This window comes from Nonomuraea sp. NPDC050153 (assembly GCF_044460125.1).
In the GTDB taxonomy this organism is placed as follows: domain Bacteria; phylum Actinomycetota; class Actinomycetes; order Streptosporangiales; family Streptosporangiaceae; genus Nonomuraea.
The window spans coordinates 226426-244940 of record NZ_JBITJQ010000002.1; the positions used below are offsets into that span (position 1 = coordinate 226426).

16 protein-coding genes are annotated in these 18515 nt (G+C 73.0%); 6 read left to right on the top strand and 10 right to left on the bottom strand.

From position 1 onward, the window contains the following. Positions 1 to 36 precede the first annotated feature (36 nt). From ACIBQ1_RS05345 to ACIBQ1_RS05365, 5 genes are read right to left on the bottom strand one after another with little or no spacing between them, the layout of a single operon-like run. Positions 37 to 1365 carry a lanthionine synthetase LanC family protein gene (locus ACIBQ1_RS05345; RefSeq protein WP_397274747.1) on the bottom strand — a complete coding sequence of 443 codons (1329 nt, stop codon included), beginning with the start codon at positions 1363 to 1365 and terminating at the stop codon, positions 37 to 39. 32 nt (positions 1366 to 1397) lie between these two features. Beyond that, the gene (locus ACIBQ1_RS05350) at positions 1398 to 3005 is read right to left on the bottom strand and encodes a dipeptide ABC transporter ATP-binding protein (protein ID WP_397274748.1); all 1608 of its coding nucleotides are present in this window, start codon (positions 3003 to 3005) and stop codon (positions 1398 to 1400) included. Continuing rightward, positions 3002 to 3808: an ABC transporter permease gene (locus ACIBQ1_RS05355; protein ID WP_397274749.1), complete on the bottom strand. Its 807-nt coding sequence runs from the start codon at positions 3806 to 3808 to the stop codon at positions 3002 to 3004. Before ACIBQ1_RS05355 ends, ACIBQ1_RS05350 begins: the two co-directional genes overlap by 4 nt. Then, complete coding sequence (locus ACIBQ1_RS05360; RefSeq protein ID WP_397274750.1) at positions 3805 to 4737, bottom strand: ABC transporter permease; 933 nt, start codon at positions 4735 to 4737, stop codon at positions 3805 to 3807. The genes ACIBQ1_RS05355 and ACIBQ1_RS05360 overlap by 4 nt, the downstream gene beginning before the upstream one ends. Beyond that, positions 4734 to 6344 carry an ABC transporter substrate-binding protein gene (locus tag ACIBQ1_RS05365; protein WP_397274751.1) on the bottom strand — a complete coding sequence of 537 codons (1611 nt, stop codon included), beginning with the start codon at positions 6342 to 6344 and terminating at the stop codon, positions 4734 to 4736. The genes ACIBQ1_RS05360 and ACIBQ1_RS05365 overlap by 4 nt, the downstream gene beginning before the upstream one ends. A gap of 98 nt (positions 6345 to 6442) precedes the next feature. On the opposite strand from ACIBQ1_RS05365, the gene ACIBQ1_RS05370 reads away from it, so the two are divergent. After that, positions 6443 to 6775 carry a putative quinol monooxygenase gene (locus ACIBQ1_RS05370; RefSeq protein WP_397274752.1) on the top strand — a complete coding sequence of 111 codons (333 nt, stop codon included), beginning with the start codon at positions 6443 to 6445 and terminating at the stop codon, positions 6773 to 6775. A 43-nt stretch (positions 6776 to 6818) separates the two neighbouring features. Here the strand turns inward: ACIBQ1_RS05370 and ACIBQ1_RS05375 are convergent, their stop codons facing one another. The 3 genes from ACIBQ1_RS05375 to ACIBQ1_RS05385 form a co-directional block, all read right to left on the bottom strand. Beyond that, positions 6819 to 7691, bottom strand: coding sequence for a fumarylacetoacetate hydrolase family protein (locus tag ACIBQ1_RS05375; RefSeq protein WP_397274753.1), 873 nt, complete (start codon positions 7689 to 7691; stop codon positions 6819 to 6821). Between the two features lie 72 nt (positions 7692 to 7763). Further along, entirely contained in the window at positions 7764 to 9218 is a 1455-nt protein-coding gene (locus ACIBQ1_RS05380; protein ID WP_397274754.1) for a multicopper oxidase family protein, read from the bottom strand. Beyond that, positions 9215 to 9661, bottom strand: coding sequence for a hypothetical protein (locus tag ACIBQ1_RS05385; protein WP_397274755.1), 447 nt, complete (start codon positions 9659 to 9661; stop codon positions 9215 to 9217). The genes ACIBQ1_RS05380 and ACIBQ1_RS05385 overlap by 4 nt, the downstream gene beginning before the upstream one ends. Before the next feature lie 197 nt (positions 9662 to 9858). On the opposite strand from ACIBQ1_RS05385, the gene ACIBQ1_RS05390 reads away from it, so the two are divergent. Beyond that, positions 9859 to 10977: a sensor histidine kinase gene (locus tag ACIBQ1_RS05390; protein ID WP_397274756.1), complete on the top strand. Its 1119-nt coding sequence runs from the start codon at positions 9859 to 9861 to the stop codon at positions 10975 to 10977. Positions 10978 to 11033: 56 nt separating this feature from the next. Continuing rightward, positions 11034 to 11699, top strand: coding sequence for a response regulator (locus tag ACIBQ1_RS05395; protein WP_397275533.1), 666 nt, complete (start codon positions 11034 to 11036; stop codon positions 11697 to 11699). Between the two features lie 232 nt (positions 11700 to 11931). On the opposite strand, the gene ACIBQ1_RS05400 is transcribed toward ACIBQ1_RS05395, so the two are convergent. After that, positions 11932 to 13122: an Ig-like domain-containing protein gene (locus ACIBQ1_RS05400; protein WP_397274757.1), complete on the bottom strand. Its 1191-nt coding sequence runs from the start codon at positions 13120 to 13122 to the stop codon at positions 11932 to 11934. A gap of 161 nt (positions 13123 to 13283) precedes the next feature. On the opposite strand from ACIBQ1_RS05400, the gene ACIBQ1_RS05405 reads away from it, so the two are divergent. From ACIBQ1_RS05405 to ACIBQ1_RS05415, 3 genes are all read left to right on the top strand, one after another. Then, a complete protein-coding gene (locus ACIBQ1_RS05405; RefSeq protein WP_397275535.1) occupies positions 13284 to 13463 on the top strand; it encodes a hypothetical protein in 180 nt (59 codons plus the stop codon). Positions 13464 to 13691: 228 nt separating this feature from the next. After that, positions 13692 to 15206 carry a cytochrome bc complex cytochrome b subunit gene (locus tag ACIBQ1_RS05410; protein ID WP_397274758.1) on the top strand — a complete coding sequence of 505 codons (1515 nt, stop codon included), beginning with the start codon at positions 13692 to 13694 and terminating at the stop codon, positions 15204 to 15206. Between the two features lie 262 nt (positions 15207 to 15468). After that, positions 15469 to 16359, top strand: coding sequence for a polysaccharide deacetylase family protein (locus ACIBQ1_RS05415; protein ID WP_397274759.1), 891 nt, complete (start codon positions 15469 to 15471; stop codon positions 16357 to 16359). A gap of 180 nt (positions 16360 to 16539) precedes the next feature. On the opposite strand, the gene ACIBQ1_RS05420 is transcribed toward ACIBQ1_RS05415, so the two are convergent. After that, entirely contained in the window at positions 16540 to 18495 is a 1956-nt protein-coding gene (locus ACIBQ1_RS05420) for a WD40 repeat domain-containing serine/threonine protein kinase (protein WP_397274760.1), read from the bottom strand. Between the last annotated feature and the right edge of the window lie 20 nt (positions 18496 to 18515).

The following is an 18515-nucleotide window of genomic DNA, read 5'->3' on the forward strand; positions in this document are numbered from 1 at the left end:
TACCCAGTTAAACAGTAGGAAAACTGGGTATCGCTGTCAACGGAGCGCGGAAGCCGGCAACGGGATCGCGGGGAACGGGTTGTCGGGCAGCAGGATGACGCGGCGCGGACGGTCGGCCTGACCTGCGGCGTCGAGGTGGAGGAGGGCGGCGCCGATGCCGGCCGCGCCCACCATGTAGCCGGTGTCGGCCGTCACCTCTCCGGGCCGCAGCCGCCGGTACGCCTGGTACCAGCGGTAGCCGCGCCCGTCGTGGTCGGTGGCCCGGCCGATCAGGTCGGTGGCGAGCCCGCGGGCGTACTCCAGGTGGGACTCCTCCCCCGTCGCCGCCCACAGCCCCACGAAGAACTCGACGAGGCCGGCCGTGCCGCAGCACTGGCAGGCCACGTTCCAGTAGCCCTCGGTACGGCGGCGCGGCACGCCGCTCTTGACGATGCCGCGGGCCAGCCGCTCCACCCATTCCAGGTCGCCGGGGTCGCCCCCCACCCGGTACAGCTCGTAGAACATCCTGGCCACGCCCGCGGAGCCGGAGCAGAAGCCCAGGTAGTGCAGCTCCCTGGCGTGCGGCACGTGGTGCGGCACGACCGCGCAGCCGCCGGTCACGACGCTGATCTCGCGGACGAAGGCCGCTCCGCTGCGCGCGGCGAACAGGAAGCGCTCGTCGCCGGTCACGCCGTACAGGCGGGCCAGCAGGAACGCCGTCCCGGCCGTGCCGGCGAGGAAGCCGGGCGTGACGGCGTCCAGGGGCAGGTCGGCGCAGTCGCCGAAGCGGTGCCCCGGGACGGGCAGCCGGGCGATCCGCAGGCCCGCCTCGACGGCCGCCTCCTCGTACGCGGGCACCCCGAGGTGGGCGGCGGCGCGCAGCAGCCCGAGGATGACGCCGCCCTCGCCGCGCTGCGCGGGATCCCGCGACCACCCGACGCCCTCCGCCGACTCCCGGCCCCGGCGGACGATCAGGTCGGCGATGGCGGCGGCCTCGGCCTCGAACGCGCCCTCGCCGAGCACCCAGCCCGCCTCCATGAGCGCGACCATCGTGCCGGTCAGCCCGTGATAGAGGGAGAGGTCGTCCTGTTCGCGCCAGGTGGCGGCGAGCCTGCGGGCCCCCTGCCGGGCGTCCTCCAGGTACGCCTCATGGCCGGTGGCCGCGGCCAGCTCCAGGAAGAACAGCACGACCCCGGCGGCCCCCGAGTAGAGGGACCAGGGCTCGGAGGTAACCGCCGACCCGCCGTGCGGATCGGGATTGGCCAGCCAGCGCCTCCCGCGCTCGTCGTCGGCCGCGGCCGACCTGATCCACCTCCCCGTCAGGATGGCGGCGGTCAGCGGGGAATCGGCTCGGGCGCTCGACGCGCGGATCCTGTCCAGACTCACCTGTCCATTATCCCACACATTTGGTAGGAAATTCAGGAAAGCCGGGGAGCCGCCGCGACGAGTTCCCGCGTGTACGGGTGCCGGGGCCGGGTGAACACCTCCGTCACGTCGCCCTCCTCGACCACCCGGCCGTCCTTCATGACCAGGACCCGGTCGCTGACGTGGTGCACCACGCCGAGGTCATGGCTGATGAACAGCATGGCAGTACCGTACTCGGCCTGGATCTCGGCGAGCAGGTCCAGCACCTGGGCCTGGATCGAGACGTCGAGCGCGGACACCGGCTCGTCGCAGACCAGCACGTCGGGGCGGGGGCCGAGGGCCCTGGCGATGGCGACGCGCTGCCGCTGACCGCCCGACAGCTCCCGCGGGTGGCGGCCGGCCACGCCGGGCGGCAGGCCGACGCGTTCGAGCAGGTCGAGCACCCGCGCCCGGCGCTCGGCCCTGGGCAGGTCGAGCGGCTCGGCGACCAGGCGGCCGACGGTGTGGCGGGGGTCGAAGGAGTCGAGCGGGTTCTGGGAGATGAGCTGGATCCTGCGGCGGAGCGGGCGGCGCCTGCGCTCGGGCACGCGGCTCCACTCGCGGCCGTGCAGGGCGACCCGGCCCGCGTCGGGTTCGAGCAGGCCGAGGGCCAGCCGGGCCAGGGTGGTCTTGCCCGAGCCCGACTCGCCGACGACGCCGAGCGTCTCTCCCTCGCACAGGGTGAACGAGACGTCGTCGACCACCCGGCGCGGCCCGTACGACCTGGACAGCCCGGTGCCGGCGAGCACCTGCGCCGACGGGTTCGGGGTGCGCCGGGGCGCCGGCAAGCCCGCTTGCGCGGCCGAGAGGCGGGTGCCGCGGGAGGCGGCCGACGGGACGGCGGCCAGCAGCGAGCGGGTGTAGTCGTGCGAAGGCGCCGACAGCACGCTCGCGGTGGGCCCCTCCTCGACCACGCGGCCCTCCTTCATGACGAGGACGCGGTCGGCGATCGAGGCGACGACCGCCAGGTCGTGACTGATCAGCAGCAGCGCGCAGCCGGCCGCCCGGCGTTCGGCCAGCAGGCGCAGGATCTGGGCCTGCACGGTGACGTCGAGCGCGGTGGTCGGCTCGTCGGCGATGATCAGCTCGGGCCCGGCCGCGACCGCCGAGGCGATCAGCACCCGCTGCCGCAGCCCGCCGGAGAGCTGGTGCGGGTGCTGCCCGACGCGCAGCGGCGGATCGGGCACGCCGACCGCGTCGAGCAGTTCGAGCGTCCTTTCGCGGCGCCGGGCCCGCGGGACGACGTCGTGCACGGCCAGCACCTCGCCGATCTCGGCTCCGACGGTCCGCAGCGGGTCGAGGGAGACCAGCGCGTCCTGCAGCACCAGCCCGGCGAACCGGCCGCGCAGCCGGCGCCACTGGGCCGGTCCGAAGCCGAGCGCGTCCCGGCCGCCGACGCTGAACGCGGACGCCCGCACGGTGGCGCCCGGCCCGGCCAGGCCGAGCAGCGTGCGGGCCGTGACGCTCTTGCCCGATCCGGACTCGCCGACGACGGCCACGCACTCGCCCGGGGCGAGCGACAAGGAGACGCCGCGCACGACCTCGGTCCCGCCGAAGCTCACGCGCAGGTCCTCCACGGCGACGAGGGTGGCGGTCGTCGGCGGGGAAGCATAGGTCGTCATGGGGTTCTCCCCTCGAAGCGGCGCTGCAGACGGCGGCCGACGACGGTGAGGCTGACCACGGTCAGCGTGATCGCGACGCCCGGGAACAGCGCCTCCCACCAGGCGACCCGCAGGTAGTTGCGGGCCTCGGAGAGCATCGCGCCCCATTCGGCGGCCGGGGGCTGCGGGCCCATGCCGAGGAAGCTGAGCCCGGAGGCGGCGATGACGGCCTGGCCGAGCCCGATGGTGGCCAGGACGGGGATCGGCCCGAGCACGTTCGGCAGCACGTGCCCGGCCGTGATCGCGGCCCTGGAGCGGCCGAACGTGACGGCCTGCTCCACGTATCCGGCGTGGCGCACCACGAAGGTCTGGGCGCGGACGACGCGGGCGTAGTTGGGGATCTGGGCGACCGCGATGGCGAAGATGACGTTGCCCGTGCCAGGCCCGGTGATCGCGATGACGAGCAGGGCGAGCAGCAGCTCCGGCAGGGTGGACAGCACGTCGAACGACCTGGCCAGCGCCTCGTCCAGCCACTTCGGCGACAGCCCGGCGGCCAGGCCGAGCAGCACCCCGGCGGCCACCGCCAGGGCGGTCGCGGTGACCCCGATGCCGATCGAGTGGCGGGCCCCGTACACCACCCTGGACAGCACGTCGCGGCCGAGGTGGTCGCTGCCGAACCAGTGCGTGCCGCCGGGCGGCGCGAGCGCGCTCACCGGGTCGGCCGCCAGCGGGTCCACGCCGGTCAGCAGCCAGGGGGCGGCCACCGCCACCGCCAGCAGGACGAGGAACGCCGCGGGCGCGAGCGACGAGCGCGGAAAGGTCACGGCCGGCCTCCGATCCGGGGGTCGATGGCGCGGTAGGCCAGGTCGAGGAGGGTGCTGACGGTCACGTACACGATGGCCGACAGCAGGACGACGGCCATCACCACCGGCATGTCCCGGCCCGTGACGGCCTGCATCGCCACCTGCCCGAGCCCCGGCCGGCCGAAGAGCACCTCGGTGATGACGGTCCCGCCGAGCAGCGTGCCGGTGAACCAGCCGGCCAGCGTCACGGCGGGGATCAGCGCGTGCCGGAGCGCGTGCCTGGCCACCAGCCGTGATTCGCTCAGCCCGCGGGCCCTGGCCGTGACGGCGAACGGCTGCTCCAGCGCCCGTTCCAGGCCGCCGCGCAGCACCTGCCCGAGCACGCCCGCGATCGGCAGCCCCAGCGCGAGCGCGGGCAGCACGAGCGCCTGCGGCCCCGACGCGCCCGACACGGGGAACCACCCGAGCGTGAACGAGAACACCGCCAGCAGCACCAGCCCGATCAGGAACGGCGGCACCGACACCGAGACCAGCTCGGCCGCCGAGGCCGCGCCGCGCAGCCACCGGCCCCGCCCCGCGGTCGCGACGGCGATCACCCCGGCGAGCGACACACCGACTCCGGCGGCCGCCAGCGTGAGTTGCGAGGTCGAGCCCAGCTGGCTGGAGAGGATGTCGCCGACGCCGAGTTGGAGCTGGTACGAGCGGCCGAGGTCGCCGTGGAGCAGCCGCCACAGGTAGCTCAGGTACTGGACGATCTCCGGCCGGTCGAGCCCCCATTCGGCGACGATCCGCGCCCGGATCTCGGGGGTGTCGGCGCCGTCGCCGACCAGGATGTCGATGGTGTCGCCCGGTGCGAGCAGCAGCGCGGCGTACGAGGCGGTGGCCGCCGCCCACAGCACCGCGAGAGCGGCGAGCAGGCGCCTGACGACGCCCCTCACCCAGACGGTCACGTGCCGATCCGGACGTCGTACGCGCCGCGCGGCGTGCCGGAGCCGGCCTCGAAGCCCAGGCCCTGCACGCTCTTCCGCGCCGCGATCTGGTCGGCGGGCACGTAGATCGGGAACACGATCGCCTTGTCCTTCACCACGGCCTGCTGCACCTTGGCGTACAGCTTCTCGCGCTCGTCCAGGGAGGCGGAGGCCGCGGCCGCGCCCAGCCACTTCTCCACGCCGGGATCCGAGAAGCCGGTGCGGTTGATCGGCCCCTTGCGCGGCAGGATCAGGTTGAGCGCGGCGCCCGCGTCGGCGTCGCCGCGGGAGTTCTCGAAGATCTCGTACTGTCCTCCGGTGTAGGCCTGCTGCGCCGTGCCCTGGTCCACGATCCTGACCTGGAAGTCGATCCCGGCGCTCTGCTTGACCTGCGCCTGGATGGCCTGGGCGAGGATGTCGCGGCGGTCGCGGACGAACGGCGCGGCGGCGACGGAGCGCACGGTGAGCCGCTTGCCGTCCTTGACCCGGTAGCCCTGGGCGTCGCGCTGCTTCCAGCCGGCCGCGTCGAGCAGGGCGTTGGCCTTGGCCGCGTTCCCGCCGAAGGCGCCCTCCAGCGAGGCGTCGTAGAACGGCCCGCCCTTGGTGACGACGCTCCACGCCCTGGTGGCGGTGCCCTGGTAGACGGACTTCAGCACCGCGTCCACGTCCACGGCCTCCCGGAACGCCTCCCGTACGCGCTGGTCGTCGAAGGGGGCGTGGGCGGTGTTGAAGTAGTAGGAGAAGGAGGTGCCCGAGTTGAGCGCGGTCTGGTATGTCAGACCTGGGTCCTGCTTGATCATGGCGGCGTCAGTGGCCGGGACGCCCTCGATGACCTGCACCTGCCCCGAGGTGAGCGCGCCGACGCGCACCGCCGCCTCCGGCAGGAACCGGTACGTGATCCGCGAGAGGTGGGCCGGCCCCTGGTGCCCGGCCCCGGCGGGCGGCCACTTGTAGTCCGGGTTGCGCCGGTAGCGGATCTCCTGGCCCCGCACGTACGACTCCAGGATGAACGGCCCGGTGCCGACCAGGTCGGGCCCGCCGAACTTGAGGTCCTTGGCCGCCTTCAGCGACTTCGGCGAGACCTGCCCCGCGAGGGGCGAGGCGAGGAAGTCGAGGAAGAGCGCGTCCGGCTCCTTCAGCGTGATCTCGACCGTGGTCGGCGACTTCACCTCGGCCTTGGCGAAGGACTTGAGCTGGATGGTGGCGACGGCGGGGTTGTAGCCGGGCACCAGGAACTGCTCCAGGTTCGCCTTGACTGCCGCCGCGTCGAACTTCGTGCCGTCGTGGAACGTCACGTCGTCGCGCAGTTCCAGGGTGTAGGTCAGACCGTCGTCCGACACCTTCCACGACCTGGCCAGCCAGGGCTGGAACGTGCCGTCCCGCTGGCGCGACAGCAGCGCGTCGAACTGGTTGAACACGAGCAGCCTGACCTTGTTCTGACCCCATAGCTGGGGGTTCAAGGTGAGTGGCTGGGTCTCGATGGCCCAGGTCAGGGAGGTCTCCTGGGCTTGCCGGCCGGGCTGCTGCGAGCCGCAGGCGGTCAGGGAGACGACGAGGACGAGGGGGGCGATGCCCTTGAGCCGCTTCACATGTATTCCTTTCCTATTCAAACGGTAGGTAATACATGAATGCCTGTCAACGCCCTCTCGATAGGGTTGATCCACACGGAGCCGAAGGAGCCAGCCCGATGATCTTTATTACCGCCAAGTTCCGCATCCTGGCCGAGCACGCCGACCGCTGGCCGGAGATCGCCGCCGAGTTCACCGAGGCGACCAGGGCCGAGCCGGGTTGCCTGTGGTTCGACTGGTCGCGCAGCGTCGCGGACCCGGCCGAGTACGTCCTGGTGGAGGCGTTCCGCGACGGCGAGGCCGGGGCGGCGCACGTCCAGTCGGCCCACTTCAAGCAGGCCCAGCAGACGCTGCCGGCCTTCCTCGCCGAGACGCCGCGCATCGTGAACGCCACCGTCCCGCAGGACGACTGGTCCCTGCTCGGCGAGCTGGCCGTGCCGGAGCGCGACTAGCGGGCGGGCGGGCGCGGTCGTGCCGTGCCCGCCCGGGGGCTCATCACGGGCGGCGCATGGGCTCCAGGCCCCTGACCACGGTGGTCGTCAGGATGCCGACCTCGGCGATGCCGATCGTCACCACGTCGCCGTCCTGCAGCGTGAACGGCAGGTCGGGCACCAGGCTGGTGCCGGTGGCCAGGACGGCGCCGTCAGGGAAGGAGTCGGCGCGGAACAGGTAGCCCGCCAGCTCGTCGAGGCGACGGTGCAGGCCCGACGTGGACGCCTTGCCGTCCCACACCGTCTCGCCGCCCCGGGCGATCGTGAGCGTGATGTCCAGCGCGTACGGGTCGGACACCTCCCACACGGGCCTGATCGCGGGGCCCACCGCGCACGCGCCCAGGTAGATCTTGGCCTGCGGCAGGTACAGCGGGTTGACGCCCTCGATGGTGCGCGAGCTCACGTCGTCGACCACCGTGTAGCCGGCGATCTCACCGGCCGCGTTCAGCACCAGGCCGAGCTCCGGCTCCGGCACGTCGATCTCCGAGTCCGACCGCACCGAGATCCGCCCGCCGTCGCCCGAGACCTTCCAGGCCACCGACTTGAAGAACAGCTCGGGGCGCTCGGCGTCGTAGACCAGCTCGTACACGTCGGCGGCGCGCTCGCTCTCCAGCACCCGCGCCTCGCGCGAGCGCCGGTACGTCACGCCCGCCGCCCAGACCTCCATCAGCCCGTCCACCGGCGCCAGCCGCCGCACGGACGCGGACGGGTGGCCCGGCCCGTCAGCACCCGCCAGCCGCTCGCGCAGCCCCTCGACCGGGAGCCGCAGCAACTCGGCCACGGTGGTGACGCCGGCCGGCTCCACCACCTGCTCGCCATCGTCGACGCCGACCGCGGGCGCGTCGGTCAGGGGGCTGACGAACCGTACGATGTGCATGCCTGCTCCTCATTCTCATCAGACGAGTCCCATGAGAGTCTTCCCTACCCTGCCGGGCCGGGTCGTCGCGGGTCAGATCACCTCGAAGTCGGCCATCATCGCCATGTCCTCGTGCTCCAGGTTGTGGCAGTGGAGCATGTACCGGCCGCGGTAGCCCTCGAAGCGGGCCAGCACGTCCACCACCTCGTACGGGCGCACGTCCACGGTGTCCTTCCACCCCGCGTCCGCGGCGGCGGGGGCCCGGCCGTTCCTGGCCAGCACCAGGAAGTGGGCCAGGTGGACGTGCACGGGGTGGTGGAAGTCGCTGGACAGGCGCCAGACCTCGGCGGTGCCGAGCCGGGGCCGGGCCAGCGGGACGCCGGGCCGGTAGGGGTGGCCGTTGATCGTCCAGGCCCGCTCCGATCTGCGGAAGTCGAACCTGCGGGTGGTCACGGGCGCCACGCGTCCGGGCGGGCGGGACAGGACGGCCGGTACGGCGCTGTCGTCGGCGGCCCGGCGGGCGACGACGAACCGCATGACGTTCCTGGCGGGGCCGCCGGCGAGGGTGTTGACGAGGGTGACCGCGCTGCCGACGGGGTAGGCGGAGAAGTCCACCACCACGTCGTAGCGCTCGCCCGGCGCCATCGGGAGCTCGTCGTGCGCGACGGGCGCGGCCAGCAGGCCGGAGTCGCTCCCGATCTGCGTGAACCGGCCGCCCGGCGCGAGCCGGAGCCGGTAGCGGCGGGCGTTCGAGGCGTTCAGCAGCCGCAGCCGGTAGCGGGTGGCCGTCACCTCGGCCACCGGCCAGGGCGCCCCGTTGACGAGGATCACGTCCCCCTCGACGCCCTCCATGTAGTCGCCGTCGACCGCGGCGTGCGCGTGGCCCCCCATGCCCATGTGCCCGCCGCCGGGCGGGCTCGGGTAGCGGAAGGAGCCGTCCTCGTCGAACGCCCGGTCGCAGATCATCAGTGGCAGCTCCCGCTCCCCCTTCGGCAGCGGCAGCGCGTCCTCCTCCTCGTCGCGGACCAGCGCCATCCCGGCCAGTCCCCGCCACACCTGCGGCCCCGTGAAGTCCATCCGGTGGTCGTGGTACCAGAGCGTGGCGGCCCGCTGCTCCAGCGGGTAGTCGTAGTCCTTCGCGCCGCCCCCGGGCGTCACGAGGTCGGTCGGGTAGCCGTCGGAGCCGGGCGGGGTGACGCCGCCGTGCAGGTGGGTGGAGGTGGGCACGCCCAGCTCGTTGCGCACGCCGACCGTGACGCGGCTGCCGCGCCGCAGGTCGAACGTGGGTCCGGGGAAGGTCCCGCCGTAGCCCCAGATCTCGGTGGTCGTGCCGGGGACGATCTCGACCCGGGCGGCCCGCTGCGTCACCTCGTAGCGGCCGGGACGTACCGGGCGGGCGACCTCGGGGATCGGCAGCGGCACGGTGAACGGCCGGGGCAGGGTCAGCCGGCTGCGCAGCAGCTCGCCCGAGAGCTCGGCGCACCCGGCGGCGGCCAGCCCGGCCCCGCCCAGCACCCCGAGGAATCCCCGCCTGGTCAGGGCGCTCATGCGGCGTCCGGGCCGTTCGCGCGAGCGCCGCGCGAGAGCTGCGCGCCGGCGCCGCGGCGGCGATGGGCGCGCCAGGTCCAGACGGTGAAGACGGCCGACAGCCCGAAGATCGCCATGCCGATCGGGAAGTGCAGCGCCAGCACCCGCGACTGCCCCAGCGCCACCTGCGCCGTCTCCAGCGCCACCAGCCCCAGACTGGCCAGCGCGGGCGAGCCCGGCCCCCGTCCCGGCCGCCACAGCAGGACGGCGGCGACGAGCTGCAGGTAGAGCAGGCCGTGCGTGAACCCGGCGTTGTTCTGGTGCCAGGCCAGCAGGTCGACGTCGCCGGTGACGAACAGCCCGGCCAGCGCGGCCTGCCCGAGCACCCCGGCCAGGTGCGCGGTGGCGAGCACCCGCAGCGACCAGACGATCCAGCCGGGCGGGGCGGAGGGAGATGCGGTCATGCACGGAATGCTCCAGGCAGGCCCCCTGGAGCCGCGTCCCACGTGGGAGGGCTTCCCGGCGTACGCCCCGTGGAGTACGCCGCCCGTACCGGGCCGGAAACGTACGACTGTGGGATGACAGCGAGCCTGCACCTGGGCCGCGAACATACGACCTGAGGCCGACGACCGGCCCCGGCCGGGTCGCCTACCTTGTGAGCATGGACAGCCGCGGAACGGACGCGCTCGTCGCGGCGGGCGCGCTGGTCGCGATCACGGGAGGCACGTACGCGCACCTCTCGTGGACCGGCCCGATGGAGCGCCCCCTCGACCCGGCCGGCCTGACGCTGATCGTGGTCGCGTCGCTGACGCTGGCCTTCCGGCGCACCGCGCCGCTGGCCGCGGGCCTGGTCGCGGCGGCCACCGGGGTCGTCTACTACGCGCTGCACTACCCGGGCGTGTTCGCCTCCGCGCCCGCGCTGGCCTCGGTCTACACGCTGGCCGTGCTCGGCCGGCGCAAGGCGGCGATCTGGCTGTCGCTGGCGCAGGCCACGGGGGTGTACGGGCTCATGGCGATCGCCGAGGACGATCCGCCTCCGGGGAGCTGGATGGGGCTGCTGAGCGGCTGGCTGGTGGCCATGGTGGTGGTCGGCGAGATGGTCAGGTACCGCCGCGCGTGCCTGCGGGCCGTGGAGCAGCGGGCGGAGGAGGCCGAGCGCACCCGCGAGGAGGCGGCGCTGCGCCGGGCCGGCGAGGAGCGGCTGTGGATCGCGCAGGAGCTGCACGACTCGCTCACTCACAGCATCTCCGTGGTCAACGTCCAGGTGGCGGTGGCCATGCAGCTGCTGGAGCGCGACCCGGCGCGGGTCAGGGACGCGCTGGCCGCGATCAAGGAGTCGGGGCACGAGGCGATGAGCGAGCTGCGGGCCACGCTGGGCGTGCTGCGCCAGACCGAGCCGGAGGAGGCGGGGCTGTCCAGGCTGCCGCGCCTGGTGTCCAGGGCCGAGGGCGCCGGGCTGCGGGTGGCGCACACCGTGGCCGGCACGCCGTACGCGCTGCCGCCCGAGGTGGACCGGGCCGCGTACCGCATCGCCCAGGAGGCGCTGACCAACGTGCTGCGCCACGCGGGCGCCGCCGCGGTCACGCTGGCGGTCGAATACGATCCGTCGAAGATCGTGCTGCGGGTGGAGAACGACGGCGAGGCGGGCACCGCCGGGCCGGGGATGGGGTTGATCGGGATGCGCGAGCGCGCGGTCGCCATCGGCGGCTCGCTCACCGCGGGCCCCCGCGAAGGCGGCTTCGCGGTCCGCGCCGAGCTGCCCGTCCGGGTGCCGGCGTGACGGCGGACGGCGGTGCGGGGCCGGGCATGACGGCGGACGGCGGTGCGGGGCCCGACGTGATCAGGGTCCTGCTGGCGGACGACCAGCCGTTGATCCGCGCGGGTTTCCGGGCGCTGCTGGAGCTCACCGACGACATCATCGTGGTCGGCGAGGCGGCCGACGGCGCGCAGGCCGTGGAGCTGGCCCGGCGCCTGCTCCCGGACGTGGCGCTGCTCGACGTGCGCATGCCGCGGCTCGACGGCATCCAGGCCACCCGCAGGATCGGCGCCGCCCCCGACCTCGACGGCGTCCGCGTGGTGATCCTCACGAACTACGCGCTCGACGAGTATGTCTTCGCCGCGCTCCGGGCCGGGGCCAGCGGCTTCCTGCTCAAGGACATCGAGCCCGGCGACCTGCTGCAGTCGGTGCGGGTGGCCGCGCGCGGCGACGCGCTCCTGTCGCCCTCGGTGACCCGCCGCCTGATCGAGGAGTACGTCAGCACCCCGCCCCGTCCCACTCCCGCGCCCGGCCTCGAACGGCTGACCGACCGCGAGCGCGAGATCGTGACGCTGGTGGCCAGGGGCATGTCCAACGAGGAGATCGCCGGGCATCTGGTGATCAGCGGCGCCACCGCCAAGACCCACGTGAGCAGGTCGATGACCAAGCTCGGCGTGCGCGACAGAGCTCAGCTGGTCGTCGTCGCGTACGAGTCCGGCCTGGTGGTCCCCGGGACGGGCACCTAGATCGCCAGCAGGAACTCGTAGACGTTCAACAGCCACACCAGCAGCCACAGGGCCACGGCCGGAAGCCGGGCCATCCCCCGTCCGATTCCGTCATTTGGCACGCAGTATCACGACGTCCTTCCGTCGACGGCGATGACCCCTCCAGTCTGCGTCCCCGGGGGGTGAGTACGCAGTTCGACGGAGACCATGCCCGGCCCGGATGGCGCCATAACCGGGTGAACCAGGGCGATGTCTATCCGTTGATCGATTTGCCCAGGGCGCTGCCCGCCAGCCAGTCGTCCCACGACTTCGCCCACGGCGTCGGGCCGTTGCCGAACCGCAGTTTCCGCGAGGTCCCCGTGACCTTGATGATGTCCCCGCGCTGGGTGAACTGGTAGAACCATTTGGCGTTGGCCGGGCTGGCGTTCACGCAGCCGTGGCTGACGTTGCGGCTGCCCTGCGCGCCGGTCGACCAGGGCGCGGCGTGGAAGAACGTGCCGCTGTAGGTCATCCGGACGTTCCACCTGGTGGTGATGCGATATTCGCCCGGCTTGCCGATGGTGGCCGAGTCCATGAGGGTCGACGCGGCCTTCTCCTGGGCGATCATGGTGCCGGACCAGCTGTCGTCCCCGGGCTTGCCCAGGCTGACCGGGATGGTCTTGACGACCTCGCCGTTCTCCCGCACGACGGCCTGGTGCGTCTTGTTGCTGACCTCGGTGATGTGCTCGTCGCCGACGGTGAACGTCAGGCTGCGGTCCTTGGTGCCCCACACGTCCTGCCCCGCCCGCAGGCCCGCCAGGTGCGCGACCACCGTGACCTTCTCGCCCACCGGCCAGTACTCGCGCGGCCTGAACTGGACCTCGCGGTCGCTCACCCAGCTCCACGCGCCCTCGACCGGCTTGGACATCCGCACCACGAGCGACTTCTCGACTGCGGCCCGGGCGTCCTGGGTGGTCACGGGCCGCGAGAGCAGGAGCTGTACGGGCATGCCGACGCCGACCTTCTCGCCGTCCAGCGGCGCCATGCCGCTCTCCAGCGCCCGCTTCGGCTTGAGCGTGGTGAACGTGGCCCGCGCCGCGACAGGCTTGCCGTCCGTGCCGGTCGCCTGCGCGTTGACCGTGTACGCCGTCGAGGGCCGCAACGGCCACCTGGGGTGCCACGTGCCGTCCGCGCCCAGGGTCCCGCGGACCTCGCGCCCCTTGGCGTCGGCGACGGTCAGCTTGGTGAGCTTGCCGTCGGTGGCCTTGACGGCGACCCCGGCGTCCGGGGCCACCTTCTTCGTGCCGTCCGCCGGGGTGATCGCCAGCTTGGCCACCGGGCCCGGCTCCTGCGACTTGGCGGGCGCGCCCGGACCGCCACCCGCGCCGCCGCCCGAGCTGCAGCCGGCGGCGATGAGCAGGGCCGCGGTGAAAGTGCCGAAAAGTACGGTCCGGCGGTTCCGCATTACTGACGCCTCCCACCCCGACAAATAGGGACATATCACACTAGACGGCATTTCAATGATCCGGTGCACTTATGCCCCGAACGTCCCCGGGCATGCGGCACCCGGTCGCGCATTGACCGGTCTTGTGAGATCGGATTAACATCCGCCCTACTGCGCCAGAAATTTTCCCCCAGACTGCGAAAGTTTCAGCCACCACGACCACTCACACGGTCGCGACGCCCGGCGTCCACGTCGTGAGGTTCTGGATGGTCGATCCGACCGTGGTGCTCCAGCGGATCGTGGTGGACACCGGCGGCGTGCCGCCCAGCTGTCCGGGGCCGCCGGAGAGCCGCCGCCGGTGAGATCGCCGCCCCCGAGCCGAGCCGCGAGCTGCGCTCCGACGCCGGGCTCCGCGCGCTGGTGAGCCCGGTGGACCGGCGCTCGGCGCGCTGCTGGACCACCACCGGCAGGCCGTCCGCGAGCAGGGCCTGATTCCGGGCACCGTTGAACGATTCGCCCGACTGTCACATTTTCCGGCCCTATTCCGTCTTGTCTGTGACGTACCCATCCAGTCATAGACGGGGGTGACTATGAAGGTCAGCTCACTGGCCCAGGCGCTCGACGAACGGCTCGGCGGCGCCGGTTTCCTGAAGAAGGCGATGCGGAAGGTCTTTCCCGACCATTGGACCTTCCTGCTGGGCGAGATCGCGCTGTACGCGTTCGTGGTCATCCTGATCACGGGCGTCTTCCTCACGTTCTTCTTCAAACCGACCATGGAGGAAGTGGTCTACGACGGCGTCTACGTGCCGCTGCGCGGGGTCGAGATGAGCCAGGCCTACGCCTCCACGCTGGACATCAGCTTCGAGGTGCGCGGCGGCCTGCTGATGCGGCAGATGCACCACTGGGCCACGCTCCTCTTCCTCGGCGCCATCGTCATCCATCTGCTGCGCAACTTCTTCACCGGCGCCTTCCGCAAGCCGCGCGACCTGAACTGGCTGATCGGCGTGGCCCTGTTCGGGCTGGTGATGCTCAACGGACTGTTCGGATATTCGCTCCCCGACGACCTGCTGTCCGGCGCGGGGCTGCGCATCCTGCACGGGGTCACGGTCTCGGTGCCGCTGGTGGGCACGTACCTGGCGATGTTCCTGTTCGGCGGCGAGTTCCCCGGCGAGGACATCATCTCCCGGCTGTTCAGCATCCACGTGCTGCTGATCCCCGGGCTGCTGCTCGTGCTCCTGCCGCTGCACGCGGTGGTGCTCACGTGGCGGCAGACGCACACCCAGTTCAGGGCCAAGGGGCTGAACGACCGGGTCGTGCGGGGCGCGCCGTTCTTCCCGGCGTTCCTGGCCAAGACGACGGTGTTCTTCCTGTGGGTGCTCGCGGTGGTGACGGCACTGGCCACGGTGTTCCAGGTCAACCCCATCTGGCTGTACGGCCCGTACGCGCCCAGCACAGTCAGCGCGGGCTCGCAGCCCGACTGGTACATGGGCTTCCTCGAAGGCGCGCTGCGGATCATGCCGCCGTGGGAGTTCACGGTCTTCGGGCACACGGTGACCATGAGCGTGCTGATCCCGGCCCTGGGGGCGCCCGGGCTGCTGTTCACCGTGCTTGCCCTGTACCCGTTCCTGGAGCGGTGGATCACCAGGGACCACGCGATCCACCACCTGCTGGACCGGCCGCGCGAGGCGCCGACGCGGATGGGGCTCGGGGTCGCGGGGATCGTCTACTACGGCGTGCTCTGGCTGGCCGGCGGCAACGACCTGCTCTCCTCGACCTTCCACATCTCGCTGTACGCGACCACGTGGATCTTCCGGGTCCTGGTGGTGGCGGGGCCGGTGCTGGGGTTCGTGATCGCCCGGCGGATCTGCCTCGGGCTGCTGGCGCGTGACCGGCACACGGTGGCGCACGGGGTGGAGACCGGCGTGATCGTGCGCGGCGCGGACGGCGCGTTCACCGAGATCGAGCGGCCGGTGACGGACGAGGAGAACGCGGTGCTCGTACCGGCCGCGCGGCCCGCCCTCCCGGCGGCGGCGGCGAACGGCGACGTGCCTCCACCGGCCCGCCGCCGGGTCCGCGACGCCGTCGAGCGCTCCTGGTCGCGCTGACTCGTCGTCACGGGACCGGGACCGCGGGGACCGCGACCGGACCGGGGAGCGGGTTGAGCACGTCCGCCTGGGACCGGCCCGCCGGGACGAGCGGCGGTCAAGCACCGCTGGTCGGGTCGGCCGCGCCGGGGTTCCGTCATCTGGAAAGCGGTCTCCGGCGAACCAGGTGCGAGCGGCGGTTGTCGTATTCAGTGGACCGATCCCCGTTCGGGATCGCCACTCATGGGCAGACGCACCGGGGGCGGTGCGTGAGGGGGGATCGATGGACACCGGTACGAGGCCGCGCCTGCCCTTCCTGGACGGGGCGAGGCGGGGGACGGCCAGGGCGGTCGCCACGGCGGCGCTGGTGGCGATGACCTGCGGCGCGAGCACGCTCGTGGCGCCCTCGCAGGCCGCCCGCGCGGCTCCACCCGCGGGCGCGGCCTTGAACACGGCTTCCGGCGCGGCCTTGGACACGGCGGCGGCCGGGGCGTTGGGGGCGGCGGCGTTCGCCGCTCCCGGCGACGCGGCCGGGACCGCCCACCCGCGACCGCGGCCCCGCGTCGACTGCCGCCACGTCAAGTGCGTGGCGCTCACGTTCGACGACGGCCCCGGACCCTACACGGACACGCTGCTCGCCTACCTGGCCGCGTACCGTGCCCGCGCCACGTTCTTCGTCGTGGGCGGCAACGTCGTGACCTACCCCCGCGTGCTGCGCCGCACCGTCGCGGCCGGGCACGAGATCGGCAACCACACCTGGTCGCACCCCGACCTGAGGCGGCTGTCGCCCGCCGGGGTGCGTTCCCAGCTGGTCCGCACCGACCGGGTGATCCAGGCGGCCACGGGCGTCGTGCCCAGGCTCGTCCGCCCGCCGTACGGGGCGTTCAACCGCACCGTGCGCCGCCAGACCGCCCGCCCGCTGGTGCTGTGGAGCGTGGACACCCTGGACTGGCGCTACCGCAACAGCGCCACGGTGGCCCGCCGGGCGCTCAGGTGGGTGCGGCCGGGCAGCGTCATCCTGTTCCACGACATCCACCCCACGACCGTGCGGGCCATCCCGCGCGTGCTGCGGAACCTGGCCAAGCGCGGCTACCGGTTCGTCACCGTCAGCGAGCTGTTCGGCGGCCACCCGCCGCGCGTCGTCTTCAGCGCCACCCCGCCTGAGCTGCCCTGACCAAATTTCCGGGCCAAGTGTGAACTCCTCTCGCGTCCTCCGCGTATCTCCGGGTGTGAGCGGTGATCGCGCTTGACCGCCGATGAGAAAGGACGCGTCACCGGCAGCAGGGACACCGCGCGGGCCGGCCGGGCTGCCGGCCCGCGTGGGCTGCGAGGTCCCCGATCCGGGTAAAAAGGGTCAGCGGCCCTGGGTGAGGTTCCAGGTGCGGGCGGTCTGGTCACGGCTGCCGCTGACGGCGATCGGCCGCCCGTCGAGCAGGCCCGCCGCCACCGACCAGACGCAGTCGGAATGCCCGGTAAACGGCGTGCCGAGCGATTTCCTGGTGTTCAGGTCCCACACGCGTACGGTTCTGTCCTCGCTGCCCGTGACCACCACGGGCGTGCCGTCGATGTTGCTGATCGCCACCGACCAGACGACGCCGGTGTGGCCGATGAGCGGGGCGCCGACCTGCTTCATGGTGATCAGGTCCCAGACCCGCGCGGTCATGTCCTCGCCGCCGGTGACCACCACGGGCGAGCCGTTCAGGAAGCCCAACGCCGCCGACCGCACCCAGCCGGAGTGGCCGGTCATCGGCCGGCCGAGCTGTTTCCTGGAGGGGAGGTCCCAGACGCGCACGGTCGCGTCGTCGCCGGTGGTGACGGCCACGGACACGCCGCCCGCCTGGCCGATGGTCACCGCCCACACGCCGCCGTCGTGACCCGTCAGCGGGTCGCCGTACTCCTTGGCCGTGCGCAGGTCCCAGACGCGGGCGGTACCGTCGGTGGAGGCGGTGACGGCGACGTGCCGGCCGCCGATCCGGCCGGTCGCCACGCACTTGACGTCGCCCTTGTGCCCGGCCAGGACGCGGGAGGCGCCGGCGGGCAGGTCCCAGACGCGGGCGGTGTCGTCGTCGCTCGCGGTGACGGCGATCGGCGCGCCGTCGAGCTCGTCGAGGACGACCGATCTGACCCATTCGGTGTGGCCGGCGAGCGGCCGGCCGATCTGCCGGGAGGTGCGCAGGTTCCACAGGCGGGCGGTCTCGTCGTCCGAGCCGGTCAGCATGACGGGGACGCCGTCGAGGCTGCCGAGGGCCACCGCCCGCACGTCGTTGGTGTGGCCGGTCAGCGGTTCGCCGAGCTCGGCTCCGAACTGGAGGACCGGGGCGGCCGGGCGTACCGGATCCCGGTCGCGCGGCCACATCGCCACGGCCACGGCCGCCGCCGCGGCGGCCACCCCGACGGCCAGCACCGCGCGGCGCGGCACCCGGCGGGGCGGCGGGGTCTGCGGAAGGGCGTCGGGCGGCGTGACGTCGGGCCCGGTGGTGTCGGGCCCGGTGGTGTCGGGCAGGGTCAGGGTGTCGTCGCCGGTCAGGGCGCGGACCAGGTCGTCCGCCGTGAGCCGCCGCGCGGGGTTCTTGTCCAGGCAGGTGGTCACCAGCGACCGCAGCGACTCGGGCACCCCGGACAGGTCGGGCGGGTCGTACAGGAGCGCGTGCAGCACCGCGGCCACCGAGTCCCCGGCGAACGCCCGCCGCCCCGTCGCCGCGTACACCATCGTGGCCGCCCAGCTGAACACGTCCGCGGCCGGCCCCACCTCCCCGCCGCTCACCTGCTCGGGCGCCATGTACCCGGGCGTGCCGAACGCCCCGGTCTGCGTGACGGCGTGGTCGAGCGCCCGCGAGATGCCGAAGTCGATCACCACGGGTCCCTCGGGCCCGAGGATGACGTTGCCGGGCTTCAGGTCGCGGTGGACGACCCCGGCCCGGTGGATGGCCGCCAGCGCCGTCGCGGTCGCCACCGCGAGCCGCTCCAGCCCGCCGCCGGTGCGGGGGCCGTCCTTCCTGACGGCGCGTTCGAGGGACTCGCCGCGTACGTATTCGCTCACGATGTACGGCCGGTCGGCCTGCATCCCCATGTCCAGCACCCGCGCGGTGCAGAAGGGGGCGACCCGGCGGGCGAGGTCCACCTGCCGGAAGAAGCGGCGCCGGGCCTCGGGATCGTCCGAGAGCCGGGCGTGCAGCACCTTGACGGCGACCTCGTCGCCCGACGGGCTCAGGCCCACGTAGACCACGCCCTGCCCGCCCTCCCCGAGGAACCGGGTGAGGCGGTAGGCGGCGATCTGACCGAGGTGATCCCCCGATTGCGGACGCGACACTGCTTCCCTCTTCGAATCGC

Excerpts from the sequence above, each read along its gene's own strand:
- ACIBQ1_RS05350 (WP_397274748.1), bottom strand. The coding sequence starts at position 3,005 with ATGACGACCTATGCTTCCCCGCCGACGACCGCCACCCTCGTCGCCGTG.
- ACIBQ1_RS05370 (WP_397274752.1), top strand. The coding sequence starts at position 6,443 with ATGATCTTTATTACCGCCAAGTTCCGCATCCTGGCCGAGCACGCCGAC.
- ACIBQ1_RS05375 (WP_397274753.1), bottom strand. The coding sequence starts at position 7,691 with ATGCACATCGTACGGTTCGTCAGCCCCCTGACCGACGCGCCCGCGGTC.
- ACIBQ1_RS05380 (WP_397274754.1), bottom strand. The coding sequence starts at position 9,218 with ATGAGCGCCCTGACCAGGCGGGGATTCCTCGGGGTGCTGGGCGGGGCC.
- ACIBQ1_RS05385 (WP_397274755.1), bottom strand. The coding sequence starts at position 9,661 with ATGACCGCATCTCCCTCCGCCCCGCCCGGCTGGATCGTCTGGTCGCTG.
- ACIBQ1_RS05390 (WP_397274756.1), top strand. The coding sequence starts at position 9,859 with ATGGACAGCCGCGGAACGGACGCGCTCGTCGCGGCGGGCGCGCTGGTC.
- ACIBQ1_RS05400 (WP_397274757.1), bottom strand. The coding sequence starts at position 13,122 with ATGCGGAACCGCCGGACCGTACTTTTCGGCACTTTCACCGCGGCCCTG.
- ACIBQ1_RS05410 (WP_397274758.1), top strand. The coding sequence starts at position 13,692 with ATGAAGGTCAGCTCACTGGCCCAGGCGCTCGACGAACGGCTCGGCGGC.
- ACIBQ1_RS05415 (WP_397274759.1), top strand. The coding sequence starts at position 15,469 with ATGGACACCGGTACGAGGCCGCGCCTGCCCTTCCTGGACGGGGCGAGG.